This is a genomic window from Variovorax pasteuri (genome assembly GCF_051216435.1).
GTDB lineage: Bacteria > Pseudomonadota > Gammaproteobacteria > Burkholderiales > Burkholderiaceae_C > Variovorax.
The window spans coordinates 87,267-103,723 of sequence record NZ_JBPJZS010000015.1; the positions used below are offsets into that span (position 1 = coordinate 87,267).

Consider the following 16,457-nt stretch of genomic DNA (forward strand, 5'->3'; position numbering starts at 1 on the left):
CGGGCATGGTGCGGGAAGATCGAGGGACACCCACCAGCCCCTCCCGGAGACACCATGCTGCATCCCCAGGCGCGCGCCTTGCTCGACTTCATCGAGGCGCGCGGCATTCCGCCGACCCACACCCTCTCGCCCGCCGACGCGCGGGCCTTCTACCGCGAGCGCCGCGCCGCCACGCAACCGCTGCCGGCCGAAGTGGCCGAGGTGCGCGACCTGGCCGCCGACGGACCGCACGGCCCCATCCCGGTGCGGATGTACCGGCCCCTGGGTTCGGGCGCCGGCCCGCTGCCGGTGCTGGTGTACTACCACGGCGGCGGCTGGGTCATCGGCGACCTCGACACGCACGACGTGCTGTGCCGCGAGCTGGCCAACGGCGCAGGTTGCGCGGTGGTGGCGGTCGACTACCGCATGGGCCCGGAGCATCGCTTTCCCGCCGCGGTGGACGACGTGCTCGCCGCCACCCGCTGGGTGCGCCGCGAGGCCGCCACGCTGGGGCTGGACGCGAGCCGCATGGCCGTGGGCGGCGACAGCGCGGGCGGCAACCTCGCGGCGGTGGTCGCCATCGCCGCGCGCGATGCGGGCGACCTGCCCCTCGTGTACCAGCTGCTGATCTACCCCGCCACCGACATGCGCCGCGGCCATCCGTCGCACCAGGCGAACGGGCAGGGCTACCTGCTGACCCGCGACACGATGGCGTACTTCCACGACCACTACATCACCGACCCCGCGCACGACCTCGACTGGCGCGCCTCGCCGCTGCTGCACGCCGACCTGTCGGCGCTGCCGCCGGCGCTGGTGATCACTGCCGGCTACGACCCGCTGCGCGATGAAGGCGCGGCGCATGCGCAGGCGCTCACCGCCGCCGGCAACCACGCCGCATACGTGTGCTTCGAGCGCCAGATCCATGGCTTCATCACCATGGGCAAGGTGCTCGACGAGGCCAACACCGCGGTCGCGCTGTGTGCCTCGGAACTGCGGCGCGCGTTCGCGCAGGCCTAGGGAAAGTCCCCGCGCAAATCGATATCGCGCGAGCGGCCCGCGCCGCTACGATCCAGCCAACCCAGACGCCACCGCAGCGTGGCAGTCCACCGATTGCAGGAGACAAACCATGCAGCGAACGAGGACGACGCCGCCCCCGAGCGGCGCCGCACGGCAGGGCGAACGCCTGATGTGGCTCACCCCGCACCGCGTGTTCTATGCCGGCCTGCTCGGCGCGGCAGCCGAGCGCACGATGGGCGGCCACGGCGTGTGCGTGTCGCCCGCCGGCGCGCCGCCCAACCGCATCCGCATCGGCGGCGGGGCCTGGCAGACGGGCGAGCTCATCGTGGTGCCCCCGCACGTGCCGCACCAGGTGGAGAGCGCACACCCGCTCATCTTCAGCCTGCTCATCGAATCGGAGTCGGTCGACCCGGCGCGCATGCCCGCCTTCTTGCAGCACTGCGGCCCGGTCGAGGCACCGGCCTTCGTGCAGCGTGTGCGCGATGCGCATGCGCACCTGCTGGCGGCTTCGGGCCGCGGCACCGACTTCGAGGGCTTCGACTTCGATGCGATGTTCTTCGGCGAAAGCCTCGCGCCGCGCATGCTCGATGCGCGCATACGCAAGGTGGCCGACGCCATCAACGCCGACCCCGCCGCCCCCATGTCGGCCGAGGACTGCGCGGCCTCGGTGCACCTGTCGTTCTCGCGTTTCCTGCACCTGTTCAAGCAGGAGACGGGCATGGCCTTCCGTGCGTTCCGCGCCTGGAAGCGCGCGCGCAGCCTGCTGCGCTACGTGCGCCAGGCCAGCACGCTGACCGACATTGCGCTGGACACCGGCTACCCCGACTCGACGCACTTCAGCCATTCGATCCGCCAGGTGTACGGCCTGAAACCCAGCGACATCCTGGCCGGCTCGCGCCGCCTGGCGCTGCACGACGCGGCTGGCGGCTTCAGGCACTGAGCGCAGGAAGACAAGCCCCATGCAGATCCTTCAACTCCTGCTCTCGGGCATTGCGCAAGGTTGCATCTACGGGCTGATCGCGCTGGGCTTCGTGCTGATCTACAAGGCCACCGAAACCGTGAGCTTCGCGCAGGGCGACCTGATGATGCTCGGCGCCTTCGGGGCGTTCGCGGGCATGTCGCTGTTCGGCCTGCCGTTCTGGCTTGCGGCCATCCTGGCGATCGTGGCGATGGCGGCCTTCGGCGTGCTGCTGGAGCTGGTGGTGATCCGCCCGATCCTGGGGCAGCCGCAGTTCACCATCGTGATGCTGACCATCGGCATCGCGTACGTGGCGCGCGGCCTCATCACCATGGTGCCGGGCATCGGCACCGAGACCCACACGCTGGCCGTGCCCTACAAGGACCAGATCTGGAAGCTGGGCGAGCTGGTGGTCAACCTGGAGCAGCTGGCGATCATCATCGCCACGGCCATCCTGTGCGGCCTGCTGTTCGCGATGTTCCGCTACAGCAAGCTGGGCATCGCGATGCAGGCCTCCTCGCAGAACCAGCTGGCGGCGTACTACATGGGCATTCCGGTGAAGCGGCTCAACGGGCTGGTGTGGGGGCTGGCGGCGGCCGTCGCCGCGATTGCCGGCATGCTGCTCGCGCCCATCACCTTCGTGCACGCGAACATGGGTTTCATCGGGCTGAAGGCCTTTCCGGCCGCGGTGGTGGGCGGCTTCGGCAGCCTGCCGGGCGCCATCGTCGGCGGGCTGGTCATCGGCATCGTCGAGTCGTTCGCGGGCTTCTATCTGCCCGACGGTTTCAAGGACACGGCGCCGTACATCGTGGTGCTGCTGATGCTGATGATCAAGCCCAACGGTCTGTTCGGCGAAAAGCTGCGCAAGAAGGTCTAGAAAAATGCGCCCCCACGCTCGTCACTTCGTGTACTCGCTGCCCCCCGAGGGGGTGCAGGTCCGCCTTGGGGCGGCCCGGCGGCGGACCTGATATGCGCTTCATCTTCAAGACCAGCTACGACCAGGACATCCGCCTCGCGCGGCATGGCGGCCATGTGTTCTGGTACGGCCTGCTCGTCGCGTTCCTCATTGCCGCGCCGTGGATCATCGAGGAGTACTGGCTGGCGCAGCTGACCTTCGTGCTGATCTACGGCATCGTCGGACTGGGCCTGATGCTGCTGGCCGGCTTCACGGGGCAGTTCTCCATCGGGCATGCGGCGTTCCTCGGCACCGGTGCATACACGCAAGGCGTGCTGACGAACCTGGGCGTGCCGTTTCCGCTCGCGCTGGTCGCGGCGGCGGCATTCTCGGCGGCGGTGGGCGTGGTGGTCGCGTTGCCCGCGCTGCGCGTGAAGGGCATCTACCTGGGCATCGCGACGCTGTCGTTCGGCTTCATCGTCGAGGAGGTGTTCGCGCGGTGGGAGAGCGTGACGGGCGGCAACGCGGGGTTGCACGTGAAGTCGCCGCAGCTCTTCGGCTGGTCGCTGGGCTCTGGCGACGGCTTCTACTTCCTGTGCCTGGTGGTGGCGGTGCTCAGCACGCTGGGCATCCTGAACCTGCTGCGCTCGCCCACGGGGCGCGCCTTCGTGGCGATCCGCGATTCGGAGATCTCGGCGCAGAGCATGGGCATTCACCTGGCGCGCTACAAGACGATGTCGTTCGCGATCTCGGCGGCGCTCGCGGGGCTGGGCGGTGCGCTGTACGCGCACAAGCTGAGCTTCATCTCTCCCGACCAGTTCAGCATCCTGCAGTCGATCGACCTGCTGCTGATGGTGGTGATCGGCGGGCTCGGCTCGGTGCACGGCGCGTTCCTGGGCGCGATCTTCCTGATTGCGATGCCGCAGCTCATTTCGATGGGCAAGGATTGGCTCCCGGCGGTCGTCGGGCAGGCGCCAGGGTTGCAGGGGCTGGTGTATGGCCTGGTGCTGATCGCGTTCGTGCTGTTCGAGCCATTGGGCCTGTACGGTCGCTGGTTGAAGATCCGCACCTGGCTGCAGCTCTTTCCGTTCTACCGCAAGGGCCTGTTCAAGCGGCAGAAGTCCTTCGCCAAGTCGGACCGGCTGAGATGAGCGACGACATTCTTCTTTCGGCCCGGGAGCTGAGCGTGCGCTTCGGCGGCGTGCTCGCGGTGAACAAGGTGAGCTTCGATGTTCGCCGCGGCGAGGTGTTCACGCTGATCGGCCCGAACGGCGCGGGCAAGACGACGGTGTTCAACCTGATCAGCCGCATCTACACGCCGACGACGGGCGAGATCACGTGGCATGGCGGCGCAGGCGGGCCGATCGCGCTGACGCAGCAGGCGCCGCATGCGATTGCCGCGCTGGGCATTGCGCGCACCTTCCAGAACATCGAGCTGTTCGAGCACGCGACGGTGCTGCACAACCTGCTGATCGGCCGTCACACGCACCGGCAGACGGGCTTCTGGAGCGAGGTGTTCTTCACGCCCGCCACGCGGCGTGCGGAAATGGCGGCGCGCGAGAAGGCGGAGCAGGTGATCGAGCTGCTCGATCTGCAGCATCACCGCGATTCGATGGTGGCGGGGTTGCCATACGGCGTGCGCAAGGTGGTCGAGCTGGCGCGTGCCTTGTGCACCGAGCCCAAGTTGTTGTTGCTCGACGAGCCTTCGTCCGGCCTCAATGTGGAGGAGACGGCGGACATGGCGTTCTGGATCCAGGACATCCAGCATGAGCTGGGGGTGTCGGTGTTGATGGTCGAGCACGACATGTCGCTGGTTTCCAAGGTGTCCGATCGCGTGCTTGCCATGAACATGGGCGAGGTGCTGGCTACCGGGTCTCCTGGGGAGGTGCAAGCCGATCCGCGAGTGGTCGAGGCTTACCTGGGGACCGTGGACGACGTGAGCAGCTTGAGGAGGGTGGCTTCATGAGCGTTGCTTTCGTGACCGCCTTGGAGGCGCCCGGTGCGCGGTGCGGCGCAGTCGCCCCCACTATGCCGGCCCTTCGGGCTCCCTTGCGGTGCTCGCTTTCCGCGGGGTCCCGCCCAAACTCGCTTCGCTCAAACAAGGGCGGGCCCTTGTCCGCGGAAAGCTGCGCTCCTCAGCGGCATAGAGGGGGCGACTGCGCCGCACCGCACACCGGGCTTGGCGAGGGGTGGAAACACCCTGTGCGTGTCCACGGCGTCGGGGCCCCTGGCTTCGGCGGGCCGTTGAGGCACCGCCGAGCAGCGGAGCGACGGGCGGATCAGGGCTCGCAGCTGTTTGAGCGAAGCGAGTTCTGCGAGACCCCGCCCGTCGTGAGCAGCGCAGGGAAGCCCGAAGGGCCGGTGACGTCGGCCCGCCGAAGCCAGGGGCCCCGACGCCGTTCCCCGACCGCAGGAGCCCAAGCATGAGCGACGCAGTCCTTCAGCTCCTGAACGTGGAAAGCGCCTACGGCCCCATCAAGGCCATCCGGGGCGTGAGCCTGAAAGTCCGGCAGGGAGAAATAGCGACCGTGCTCGGCTCGAATGGCGCAGGCAAGACGACGATCCTCAAGACCATCTCTGGAATCATCGACCCCAGAAAAGGCAGCATCGAGTTCCAGGGCAAGGACATCACCGCCAAGGACCCGGCCTACATCGTGCAGCAGGGCCTCAGCCACGTGCCCGAAGGCCGAGAAGTGTTCCCGCTGCTGTCGGTGAAAGACAACCTGCTGATGGGCGCCTACACCCGCAAGGACCGCGACGGCGTGGCACGGGACATGGAGACCGTCTACACCTATTTCCCGATCCTCAGGGAGCGCGCCACGCAGGACGCCGGTCTGCTCTCCGGCGGCCAGCAGCAGATGCTTGCGATTTCGCGCGCCATCATGGCCGCGCCGCATCTGATCCTGCTCGACGAACCGAGCCTCGGCCTGAGCCCCAAGCTGACGAAGGAAATCTTCGAGATCGTCGTGCGCATCAACCGCGAGCGCGGCACCACCATCCTGCTGGTCGAGCAGAACGCCAACATGGCGCTCAACGCAGCCGACCACGGCTATGTGCTGGAGAACGGTCGCATCGTGATGGAAGACACCTGCGAACGCCTGAGGGAGAAGGACGACATCAAGGAGTTCTACCTCGGCGTGAAGGACGACGGCGTGCGCGGCGAGCGGCGCTGGAAAAAGAAGAAGACCTGGAGATAGCCGCCATGCAAGGACTCTGGGACCTCGACACCTTCGCCCCCCGGCTCGACGTCGTCGTGCCCGGCGACACCCTCTCCGCCATGTTCTGGAACGCGGTGAAGCAACGCGGCGACACCGTCTGGATGCGGCAAAAAGAGCTGGGCATCTGGCGCACCTGGAGCTGGCACCAGACGGCCGACGCCGTGCGCGAGATCGCGGCCGGCCTGCAGGCCATCGGCTTCGTGCCCGGCGAGTGCGCTTCCATCCTGTCGAACACCGTCATCGAATGGGTGCTCGCCGACCTGGCCGTGCTCAGCTGCGGCGGCGTGTCCAACGGCATCTATCCGACCGACGCGGCTTCGCAGGTGCACTACCTCTGCGAAGACTCGCGCACCACCGTGCTCTTCGTGGAAGACGACGAGCAGCTCGACAAGGCGCTCGAAGTGCGCGCCGGCCTGCCGGGCCTGCGCCGCATCGTGGTGTTCGACATGGAGGGCCTGCGCGAGCTCGACGATGCGGCCGTGATGAGCCTGGACGCGTTGCGCGCCCTCGGCCGCGCGCGCCTGGCCGCCGACCCGCAGTGCGTGGAGCGCACCGTGGCGGCGTGCCGGCCCGAGGACCTGGCCATCCTGGTCTACACCTCGGGCACCACCGGCAAGCCCAAGGGTGCGATGCACAGCCACGCCGGACTGGTGTACACCGCGCGCGGCTACAACACGCTCATCGCGCAGGACGAGACCGACGAGCGCATGTGCTTCCTGCCGCTGTGCCACATCGCCGAGCGCATGGGCGGCGAGTACTTCGCGATGTACACCGGCTCCATCCTCAACTTCGTCGAGAACCCCGAGACGGTGCCGGAGAACGTGCGCGAGATCGCGCCCACCGTGTTCACCGCCGTGCCGCGCGTGTGGGAGAAGTTCTATTCCGGCGTGATGATCGCGCTGAAGGAAGCAGGCCCGCTGCAGCAGGCCGCCTACCGGTGGAGCATCGGCGTGGGCGAGGCGATTGCCGCGCGCGTGCTGGCGGGCGAGCCCGTGGGCGCCGCGCTCAAGTTGAAGTTCAGGCTGGCGCGGGTGCTGGCGCTGGACAACGCGCGCAAGCTCATCGGCATTCACCGCGCGCGCTTCCTGGTGACCGGCGCCGCGCCGATTTCGCCCGAGCTCGTGAAGTGGTACCTGGCCCTGGGCGTGCCCATGCTGGAGGTGTGGGGCATGACCGAGTCGTGCGGCGCCTCGACCGCGGTGCCGGCCAGCCGCATCAAGCCCGGCTCCATCGGTCCGGCCACGGGCTACAACGAGGTGCGCATCGACCCCGCCACCGGCGAGATCCTGGTGCGCGGCCCCAATGTCTTCATGGGCTACCTCAACCTGCCCGAGAAGACCGCCGAGACCATCGACGCAGACGGCTGGCTGCACACCGGCGACGTGGGCGTGATGGACGAGGACGGGTATTTCCGCATCACCGACCGGATGAAAGACATCATCATCACGGCGGGGGGAAAGAACGTGACGCCCAGCGAGCTGGAGAACGAGCTCAAGTTCAGCCTCTACATCACCGATGCCGTGGTCATCGGCGACAAGAAGCCCTACCTCACGGTGATCGTCATGATCGACCAGGAGAACGTCGAGAAGTTCGCGCAGGACAACGACGTGCCGTTCAGCAACTACGAGAGCTTGACACGCACGCGGGAAGTGCAGGACCTGATCCAGGGCGAGATCGACCGCGTCAACGCCAGGTTCGCTCGCGTCGAGCAGATCAAGAAGTTCTTTCTGCTCGAGACGCAGCTCAGCGCCGAGGACGAGGAGCTCACGCCCACGATGAAGCTCAAGCGCAAGCTGGTGCAGACCAAGTACGCCGAGCGCATCGACGCCATGTACCGGTGACATTGCCGGCCTGTTTTTTTCGTCAACCCGAGGAGACAACCGCATGAAGCTCAAGACACTGACGACGCTGGCCGTGGGGGGCCTGGTCGCGACGCACGCGTTTGCGCAGCAGCAGGGCGTGAGCAAGGACGAGATCCGCATCGGCACCATCCAGGACCTGTCGGGTCCGCTGGCGGGCTTCGGCAAGCAGGCGCGCAACGGCATGCAACTGCGCGTGGACGAACTCAACGAGCAGGGCGACGTGAACGGGCGCAAGCTCAAGCTGTTCGTGGAGGACTCGGGCTACGACCCGAAGAAGGCGGTGCTGGCGGCGCAGAAACTGGTGAACCAGGAAAAGATCTTCATCATGGCCGGCCACATCGGCACGGCGCAGAACATGGCGGCGATGCCGGTGCAGTTCGACAAGAACATCATCAACTACATGCCCATCACCGCGGCGCGCGAAATGTACGAGCCGCTGAACCGGCTGAAGTACTCGTTCGCCGCCACCTACTACGACCAGATCCGCCTGGCCCTGCCCAAGATGATCAAGGACAAGGGCGCCAAGAAGGTCTGCACCAACTACCAGGACGACGAGTTCGGGCTGGAGGTGCAGCGCGGCGCCGAGGCCGGCCTGAAGGCCGCGGGCATGGAACTGGCCGAGAAGACCTCGTTCAAGCGCGGCGCCACCGACTTCAGCTCGCAGGTCGCGAAGATGAAGGCCGCCAACTGCGACCTCGTGGTGCTGGGCACCATCATCCGCGAGACCATCGGCACCGTGGGCGAGGCGCGCAAGACGGGCTTCAACCCGACCTTCATCGGCTCCAGCGCGGCCTACACCGACCTCATCCACAAGCTGGGCGGCAAGGCGATGGATGGCGTGTACGCCACCATGACCGTGCAGAACCCCTACACCGACGAGCAGTCGCAGCCGCTGCGCTTCTGGGCCAACAAGTACAAGACCAAGTTCAACGAAGACCCGACCGTGTTCTCGGTGTACGGCTACGTGATCGTCGATTCGTTCATCAAGGCGGCGACCAAGGCCGGCCCGAACCTCACGACCGACAGCTTCATCAAGGCGATGGACAGCATCACCTTCGAGCCCGACATGTTCGGCAGCCCGAAGAGCACCTACACCGCCACCAAGCGCCTGGGCAACGACCAGTCGCGGCTGTCGCAGATCAAGGACGGCAAGTGGGTGGTGGTGTCGGACTATGTGACACCATGACGGGACCATGCCCACCCATTCCCCGAACTACTGGTTGATGAAGTCCGAGCCCGACGAGGTCTCGATCGACGATGCGCTCGCCGCGCCCGGCGCCACCGTGGCGTGGACGGGCGTGCGCAACTACCAGGCGCGCAACTTCATGCGCGACGGCATGGCCGTCGGCGACGGCGTGCTGTTCTATCACTCGAGCTGCCCGGAGCCGGGCATCGCCGGCATCGCGCGCGTGGCCTCGGGCGTGAAGCCCGACCCGACGCAGTTCGATGCGAAGTCGCCGTACTACGACGCCAAGTCGAAGCCCGACGATCCGCGCTGGCTGCTGGTGGACGTGCAGGCGCTGCGCAAGACGCGCCTGCTGGCCTTGCCCGAGCTGCGCGAAAAGCCCGAGCTGGCCGAGCTGGTGGTGCTGCGCAAGGGCAACCGGCTGTCGATCACGCCGGTGGAGCCCGCGCAATGGAAGGTCATCGAGAAGATGCTGGGCTGACCACGGTCGGCCGGTCCGTCGGCCGGGCGTTCAGAGCGTCTCGCCCGCGGCCAGCACGCCCGCGCGCTGCAGCGCGGCCTCCAGCCAGGGGGCGCTGGTGACGCCCCGTCCGATGGCCTCGATGCGCCGGGCTTCATCCGCCACCTTCTGTTGCGCCAGCGGCAGCAGGGCCTCGATCTTTTCACGCTCGACCACCACCACGCCGTCGGCGTCGCCGCTGATGAAGTCGCCGGGGCGCACCACCACGCCGCCCACGCTGACCGGGTGATTGATGCGGCCCGGAATGTTCTTCGTCGGGCCGTTGGGGTTGGTGCCGAAGCAGAACACCGGAAAGCCCAGGTCGCGCAGCACGTCGCTGTCGCGCACCGCGCCGTCGATCACGACGCCGGCCAGGCCCAATTGGCGGCAGGCGCTGATCATGATTTCGCCCATGAGCGCGCTGGTCTGGTCGGCCTTGCCGTCCACCACCAGGACGTCACCCGGCCGCGCCAGCGCCATGGCGGCATGGATCATGAGGTTGTCCCCGGGCCGCACCTCGACGGTGAAGGCGGTGCCCGCGAAGCGCATGGCAGGGTGCAGCGCGGCGATGCGCCCGTGCAGGGCGCCCCGGCGGCCGGCCACGTCGGCCAGGATGGCCGGCGCGAACTTCGCGGCGGAGGCGACGACGTCGGCGGGCGGCCGCGAAAAGTTGCGCAGCACATCGGGTTCGGCAAGTGCGGTCATGTTCATTCGGCCTTGATGTTCGCGTCCTTGATGACCGTGCCCCATTTGCGCCGGTCGGCCGCCAGGAACGCACGGAACTGCTCGGGTGTGCTGCCTACCGGCTCCAGACCGTCCTGCGTCATCCGCCGCGCGATGTCTGGCATGGCCAGCACCTTGGCGGTCTCGCGCTGGATGCGCTCGATGGCTGCCGGCGGTGTGCCCTTGGCGGCGCACAGGCCGGTCCAGGTCACGGGTTCGAAATTGGCAACGCCCGATTCCGACACGGTGGGCACGTCGGGCAAGCTCGAAAGCCGGTGGCTGCTGGCCACGGCCAGCACGCGCAGCTTGCCCGAGCGCACGTACGACATGGAGCTGACGGGCTGGTCGAAGATCATGGCGACCTGGCCGCCGAGCAGGTCCGACATGGCCTGGCCGGTGCCCTTGTACGCGATGTGCACGATGTCGATGTCGGCGCGCGACTTCAGCATTTCACCGGCCAGGTGGCCGCCCGTGCCGTTGCCCGAGGACGCGAAGTTGATCACGCCGGGCTTGGCCTTGGCGTAGGCAATCAGTTCCTTCACGTTCTTCACGGGAAGCTCGGCGTTCACCAGCAGCAGGTAGGGCGCGTTGGCCACCTGCGTCACCGGCACGACGTCGGTGTCGGTGTTGAACGGCATGCTCTTGAGCAGGTGCGGCATGATCGACAGCGTGCCCGTGGTGCACATCACCAGCGTGTGGCCGTCCGCCGGCGCGGACAGCATCGCGGACGCGGCGATGTTGCCGCCAGCGCCGGGGCGGTTGTCGATGATCACCTGCTGGCCCAGCCCTTCGGCGAGCTTGGGGCCGATCAGGCGCGCCACGATGTCGTTGGAGCCGCCGGGCGCGAAGCCCACGACGATGCGCACCGGTTTGCTGGGGAAGGCGTCGGCGGCCTGCGCGCCGCCGCCCGTCGCCAAGGCCATGAGCGTCAGCAGCGGCAGCAGTTTCAGAAAAGATCTCGTGTTCATGGGCGCTTCTCGAGGTGAGGTTGAAGGGGGCGATGAGGTCAGGCAACGAGTTGGGCGCGGGCCTGCGCAATGCGGCGGCAACCCTCGAGCAGGTGTTCGGTCGAGGCGGCGAACGAAAGGCGAAAGTGCGAGGGCACGCCGTAGGCGCTGCCTTGCAGGGCCGCCAGGTCCTGCGCGTCGAGCAGATGCATGATCCAGTCGTCGCTGCTGCGCAGCACCGTGCCGCCCGGCGTGCACAACCCGAACAGGGCGCTGCACGAGGCGAACACGTAGAACGCGCCTTCGGGCGCGTGGCACCGGATGCCGTCGATCGCGTTGAGCGCGGCCACCACGGTGTCGCGGCGTTGCCGGAAGACGTTCCTGTTGGACGCGATGAAGTCCTGCGGGCCCGTCAGTGCCGCCACGGCGGCGGCCTGGCCGAGCGAGCTGGCGCCCGAGGTGCTCTGCGACTGCAGCTTGACCATGGCTTTCACCAGCGCGGCCGGCGCGCCGCCGTAGCCGATGCGCCAACCCGTCATGGCATAGGCCTTGGAGACGCCGTTGACGGTGAGGGTGCGCTCCTTCAGCTCGGGCGCCACCTGGGCGATGGTGGCGAACCGGCGGTCTTCGTAGACCAGGTGTTCGTAGATGTCATCGGTCAGCACCCACACCTGGGGGTGGCGCTTGAGCACCTCTGCCAGCGCGAGCAGTTCTTCGCGCGTGTAGGTGGCGCCGCTCGGGTTGTTGGGCGAGTTCAGCACCAGCCAGCGCGAGCGCGGCGTGATGGCGCGCTCCAGGTCCGCGGGTTGCAGCTTGAAGCCCCGCTCGGCCGGGCAGTCCACGAACACCGGGACGCCGCCGGCCAGCAGCGCGATGTCCGGGTACGAGACCCAATAGGGCGCGGGAACGATCACCTCGTCGCCGCTGGCGACCGTGCACATCATTGCGTTGAAGATCACCTGCTTGGCGCCGGTGCCGACGATGATTTCGTCGGACTTGTAGTCCAGGCCGTTCTCCGTGCGGAACTTGTGCGCGACCGCTTGCTTGAGCTCGGGCGTGCCGCCCACGTCGGTGTAGCGCGTGCGTCCTTCGGCCATGGCGCGGTTGGCCGCTTCCTTGATGTGCTGCGGGGTTTCGAAGTCCGGTTCGCCCGCGGTGAGGCTGACGATGTCGCGGCCCTGGGCGCGAAGTTCACGGGCTTTCTGGCCGGCCATCGAACTGGGCGAAGGCTTGATGCGCTGCAGGCGCGGGGCGATATGGAGCATGGGAAGTGGGAAGTGGCGGCGGAGTGGGGCGCAGTATCCGGCGGCGCTTTTCAGGCTCCAAACGAGAAATTGGCAGGCGGTGCCATTCCTTTTTTTCCTGGGCATGCGGCCTGCGTTACATTGATTCGGAATGAACCTGACCTTCAAGCAGCTGGAGGCTTTTTGCTTCAGCGCCCGGCTCCAGAGCTTCAGTGCCGCCGCGCAGAAGCTTCACACCACCCAGTCGGCCATCTCCAAGCGCGTGGCCGAGCTGGAGGACACGCTGGGCGTGTCCTTGCTGCACCGCACGCCGCGCGGGCTGGAGATCACGCAGGCCGGGCGCCAGCTGCTGCCGCTGGCCGAGGACTCGCAGCGCCTGTGGCAGCGCATCGAGACCGAGGTCAGCGCCGACCAGACGCTGCGCGGCACCTTCCGCATCGGCGTGACCGAGTTGATCGCCATGACATGGCTCACGCGCTTCATCAAGCGGCTGCAGGAACTGCACCCCGAACTCGTGCTGGAGCCGGTGATCGATGCCGGGCTGACCCTGTTCCAGGGCCTGGAGTCGAACAAGATCGACCTGGCGGTCATGCCGGGCACGTTCTGGGGCCATGCGTACACCACCACCAGGGTGGGGCAGGTGCAGGATCTGTGGATGGCCAGCCCGAGCCTGAAGCTGCCCCGGCGCGCGCTCAAGCCGCACGAGTTCGCGCTGTACCCGATCCTGGAACAGTCGACCGGAGCCGCCAAGAACAAGTTCTACGAACCCTGGCTGGCCGAACACGGCTTTCGCTTCAACAAGGTCTTCGCGACCAACAGCACGACGGTGCTGCGCGAGCTGACGATCAGCGGCTTCGGCATCAGCCAGCTCGCGCTGGACTATGTGCGCCCGGACATCGCGGCCGGGCTGCTGCGCATCGTGCGCAGCGACCCGATGCCGCCACCCATGGTCTACAGCGCCGTCTACCGCAACGACAACTTCAGCCCGGCGCTGGAGCGCATGGTCGCGCTGGCCACCGAGACCTGCGATTTCTCGTTGCGCGCGAATGCACAGGGGCGCGGCGTTGCCGCCGCGAAGCCGCGCCGCCGACGCGCCGCCGGTTGATCTCAGGCCACCTTCGTCAGGATCGGAAACAGCTTGCCGAGCCCGTCGGCCATCACCTCGACCGCGAGTGCGGCCAGGATCAGGCCCATGAGCCGCGTCATGATGTTGATGCCCGTCTTGCCGAGCACGCGCGCGATGGGTTGCGCGAGCGAGAAGGCCAGCGCCGTGGCCAGTGCCACCACCACGCCGTAGCCCACCAGCACGGCCAGCTCCCACAGGTGCTGCGTCTTTTCGGCATAGATGACCACGGTGGAGATGGTGGCCGGGCCGGTGAGCAGCGGAATGGTGAGCGGCACCACCGCGATGGAGGCGCCCATCGAGGCCTTGACCTCGGTGGCGCGCATTTCCTCCACGTTGGTCTTGCTCTCGGCCGGCTTGGCGTTGAGCATCGACAGCGAGCTCATGAGCAGCAGCAGGCCGCCGCCGACCTGGAAGCTCGCGATGGAAATTCCGAAGAACGACAGCAGCTGCAGCCCGAGCAACGCGCTCACCGCAATGACCACGAACGCGCTGAAGGCCGACATGCGCACCGTGTGGCGCCGCTGCGCGTCGCTGTAGCCCTGCGTGTAGTGGATGAAGAACGGCACGATGGCCAGCGGGTTGACGATGGCCACCAGCGTGACCAGCGGCTTGATGAGGTCCATCGAGGTGCTCATGGGGCTACCGTCCGCCGGTGACGTCGAGCAGGGCCATGGTGGTGTAGCTCGCCTCGGCGGACAGCAGCCACAGGATGGCGCCCGCGATCTCGTCGGCGGTGCCGGTGCGCTTCATGGGCACGCTGGGCGCCAGCTCGAAGGCGCGGTCGGGCATGCCGCCGGAGGCATGGATCTCGGTGTCGATGAGGCCCGGGCGCACCGCGTTCACCCGGATGCCCTCGTCGGCCACTTCCTTGGCCAGGCCGATGGTGAAGGTGTCGATGGCCGCCTTGCTGGCGGCGTAGTCCACGTACTGGCCGGGCGAGCCCAGCCGAGCCGCGCCGCTGGAGATGTTGACGATGGCGCCGCCCGCGCCGCCGTGCTTCGTGCTCATGCGGCGCACGGCTTCGCGCGCGCAGACGAAGCTGCCGATCACGTTGATGCGGAACATGCGCTCCAGCCGGGCCACGCTCATCTCGTCGACGCGCGCCTGCACGTCGACCACGCCGGCGTTGTTGACCAGCGCGGTGAGGCGGCCGAACTTGGCGTCGATCTTCTCGAACATGGCGAGCACCTGCGCCTCGTCGCCCACGTCGGCCTGCACCGCCATGGCGGTGCCGCCGCCCGTGCGGATGGTGCGCACCACCTCGTCGGCGGCCAGCGAGTTGCTGGCGTAGTTGACGGCCACCGCGTAGCCGCGCTTCGCGGCGAGCAAGGCGGTGGCGGCACCGATGCCGCGCCCGCCGCCCGTGATCAAGAGCACCTGGTCCAAAACCTACCTCCTGCAGAGAAACTGCGTGTCAGTTAAAACCGTCGGTTCGATTACATCATCGGGGACACAGGCATGAGCATCGGCAAGACGGTTGACTACTACTTTGCGCCACAGAGCCCGTGGACCTATCTGGGACATTCCCGCTTCGCGGCGATTGCCGCGGCCGCCGGCGCCACGGTGCGCGTGCGGCCGATCGACCTGGGCAGCGTGTTCCCGGTGTCGGGCGGGCTGCCGCTGGGCAAGCGCGCGCCGCAGCGCCAGGCCTACCGGCTGGTCGACCTGGTGCGCTTTTCGCGCCACCTCGGCCTGCCTTTGAATCCCAAGCCCAAGTTCTTCCCAGTGGCTGGTGACGACGCGGCACGCGCCATCATCGCGGTCGACCTGCACGACGGCACCGAGGCGGCGCTGCGCATGTGCGCCGCGGTGTTCGCGGCTGTGTGGGTGCAGGAGCGCAACATCGGCGACCCGAACGTGCTCGACGCGCTGGTCGCGGAATGCGGCCTGCCGGCCAAGCGCGCGGAGCAGTCGCAGAGCCAGGCGGTGCAGGAACGCTACGAGGCCTACACGCAGGAGGCCATCGACATCCAGGTGTTCGGCGCGCCGAGCTATGTGATCGACGGCGAAATCTTCTGGGGGCAGGACCGGCTCGACTTCGTCGAGCGGGCCCTGCGTCCTTAATTCAGCAACCCCGGCATTCATTCATTGATTCGCCATCAAGGAGCAAGACGACATGGGTCAATTCATCGATCTCACCGCCAAGGACGGTTTCACCTTCCCCGCCTACGTGGCCGAGCCTGCGGGCAAGCCGCGCGGCGCGGTGGTCGTGGTGCAGGAAATCTTCGGCGTGAACTCGCACATCCGTTCGGTGGCCGACGGCTATGCAGCCGAGGGCTACCTGGCCGTGGCACCCGCGACCTTCCACCGCGTGAAGGCCGGCGTGGAGCTGGGTTACTCGGACGACGACATGAAGAACGGCTTCGGCCTGAAGACCGCGGTCGAGGCGCTGCCCGCGCCCGGCGTGCTGCAGGACATCGAGGCGTCGATCGCCTACGCATCGAAGGCCGGCAAGGTCGGCATCGTGGGTTACTGCTGGGGCGGCCTGCTGGTGTGGCGCTCTGCCGCATTGCTGCCGGGCCTGGCGGCTGCTGCGCCCTACTACGGCGGCGGCATGACCTCGCCGGAAGAAACGGCGCGCGAGCCGAAGGTGCCGGTGCTGGCGCACTTCGGCAACCAGGACCACTGGATTCCGCTGGACACCATCGAGAGCTTCAAGAAGGCGCATCCCGAAGTGGAAGTGCACGTGTACCCGGTCGGCCACGGCTTCAACTGCGACCAGCGCGGCTCCTACGACGCCGACGCGGCCAAGCTGGCGCGCGAGCGCACGCTGGCGTTCTTTGCCAAGCACGTCGGCTGATCC

Annotated in this window: 17 protein-coding genes; 12 read left to right on the plus strand and 5 right to left on the minus strand. The window is 67.6% G+C overall.

Translation table 11 applies throughout. The features are described from left to right. Positions 1–54: 54 nt before the first annotated feature. From ACSFBM_RS32505 to ACSFBM_RS32545, 9 genes are all read left to right on the plus strand, one after another. Complete coding sequence (locus ACSFBM_RS32505) at positions 55–996, plus strand: alpha/beta hydrolase (RefSeq protein ID WP_435488076.1); 942 nt, start codon at positions 55–57, stop codon at positions 994–996. Positions 997–1,105: 109 nt separating this feature from the next. Next, the gene (locus tag ACSFBM_RS32510; RefSeq protein WP_435437647.1) at positions 1,106–1,936 is read left to right on the plus strand and encodes a helix-turn-helix domain-containing protein; all 831 of its coding nucleotides are present in this window, start codon (positions 1,106–1,108) and stop codon (positions 1,934–1,936) included. 19 nt (positions 1,937–1,955) lie between these two features. After that, a complete protein-coding gene (locus tag ACSFBM_RS32515) occupies positions 1,956–2,831 on the plus strand; it encodes a branched-chain amino acid ABC transporter permease (protein WP_435437648.1) in 876 nt (291 codons plus the stop codon). Positions 2,832–2,923: 92 nt separating this feature from the next. Beyond that, a complete protein-coding gene (locus ACSFBM_RS32520) occupies positions 2,924–4,000 on the plus strand; it encodes a branched-chain amino acid ABC transporter permease (protein WP_435488077.1) in 1,077 nt (358 codons plus the stop codon). Then, complete coding sequence (locus ACSFBM_RS32525; protein ID WP_435488078.1) at positions 3,997–4,815, plus strand: ABC transporter ATP-binding protein; 819 nt, start codon at positions 3,997–3,999, stop codon at positions 4,813–4,815. Before ACSFBM_RS32520 ends, ACSFBM_RS32525 begins: the two co-directional genes overlap by 4 nt. Before the next feature lie 457 nt (positions 4,816–5,272). Next, positions 5,273–6,046 carry an ABC transporter ATP-binding protein gene (locus tag ACSFBM_RS32530; protein WP_435437651.1) on the plus strand — a complete coding sequence of 258 codons (774 nt, stop codon included), beginning with the start codon at positions 5,273–5,275 and terminating at the stop codon, positions 6,044–6,046. A 5-nt stretch (positions 6,047–6,051) separates the two neighbouring features. Further along, positions 6,052–7,908, plus strand: a complete 1,857-nt coding sequence (locus tag ACSFBM_RS32535) for an AMP-dependent synthetase/ligase (RefSeq protein WP_435488079.1) — start codon at positions 6,052–6,054, stop codon at positions 7,906–7,908. Between the two features lie 43 nt (positions 7,909–7,951). Further along, positions 7,952–9,115 carry an ABC transporter substrate-binding protein gene (locus tag ACSFBM_RS32540; protein ID WP_435488080.1) on the plus strand — a complete coding sequence of 388 codons (1,164 nt, stop codon included), beginning with the start codon at positions 7,952–7,954 and terminating at the stop codon, positions 9,113–9,115. Positions 9,116–9,122: 7 nt separating this feature from the next. Next, positions 9,123–9,596, plus strand: a complete 474-nt coding sequence (locus ACSFBM_RS32545) for an EVE domain-containing protein (protein ID WP_435488081.1) — start codon at positions 9,123–9,125, stop codon at positions 9,594–9,596. A 30-nt stretch (positions 9,597–9,626) separates the two neighbouring features. Here ACSFBM_RS32545 and ACSFBM_RS32550 read toward each other — a convergent pair whose 3' ends face one another. The 3 genes from ACSFBM_RS32550 to ACSFBM_RS32560 are packed head-to-tail and all read right to left on the minus strand — an operon-like array spanning position 9,627 to position 12,549. Then, on the minus strand, positions 9,627–10,319 hold the full coding sequence (locus ACSFBM_RS32550) for an RraA family protein (protein ID WP_435488082.1): 693 nt from the start codon (positions 10,317–10,319) through the stop codon (positions 9,627–9,629). 2 nt (positions 10,320–10,321) lie between these two features. Next, entirely contained in the window at positions 10,322–11,305 is a 984-nt protein-coding gene (locus ACSFBM_RS32555; RefSeq protein WP_435488083.1) for a Bug family tripartite tricarboxylate transporter substrate binding protein, read from the minus strand. Positions 11,306–11,343: 38 nt separating this feature from the next. Next, positions 11,344–12,549, minus strand: coding sequence for a pyridoxal phosphate-dependent aminotransferase (locus ACSFBM_RS32560; RefSeq protein WP_435488084.1), 1,206 nt, complete (start codon positions 12,547–12,549; stop codon positions 11,344–11,346). Positions 12,550–12,679: 130 nt separating this feature from the next. On the opposite strand from ACSFBM_RS32560, the gene ACSFBM_RS32565 reads away from it, so the two are divergent. After that, on the plus strand, positions 12,680–13,633 hold the full coding sequence (locus ACSFBM_RS32565) for a LysR family transcriptional regulator (protein ID WP_435488085.1): 954 nt from the start codon (positions 12,680–12,682) through the stop codon (positions 13,631–13,633). A 2-nt stretch (positions 13,634–13,635) separates the two neighbouring features. On the opposite strand, the gene ACSFBM_RS32570 is transcribed toward ACSFBM_RS32565, so the two are convergent. After that, positions 13,636–14,289 carry a MarC family protein gene (locus tag ACSFBM_RS32570; RefSeq protein ID WP_435488086.1) on the minus strand — a complete coding sequence of 218 codons (654 nt, stop codon included), beginning with the start codon at positions 14,287–14,289 and terminating at the stop codon, positions 13,636–13,638. A 4-nt stretch (positions 14,290–14,293) separates the two neighbouring features. Beyond that, positions 14,294–15,040 (minus strand): SDR family oxidoreductase, encoded by a 747-nt coding sequence (locus tag ACSFBM_RS32575; protein ID WP_435488087.1) that lies wholly within the window; start codon positions 15,038–15,040, stop codon positions 14,294–14,296. 72 nt (positions 15,041–15,112) lie between these two features. Between ACSFBM_RS32575 and ACSFBM_RS32580 the strand changes: the two genes are divergently transcribed. Beyond that, positions 15,113–15,718 carry a 2-hydroxychromene-2-carboxylate isomerase gene (locus tag ACSFBM_RS32580; protein ID WP_435488088.1) on the plus strand — a complete coding sequence of 202 codons (606 nt, stop codon included), beginning with the start codon at positions 15,113–15,115 and terminating at the stop codon, positions 15,716–15,718. Between the two features lie 52 nt (positions 15,719–15,770). Next, complete coding sequence (locus ACSFBM_RS32585) at positions 15,771–16,454, plus strand: dienelactone hydrolase family protein (protein WP_435437658.1); 684 nt, start codon at positions 15,771–15,773, stop codon at positions 16,452–16,454. Positions 16,455–16,457 lie beyond the last annotated feature (3 nt).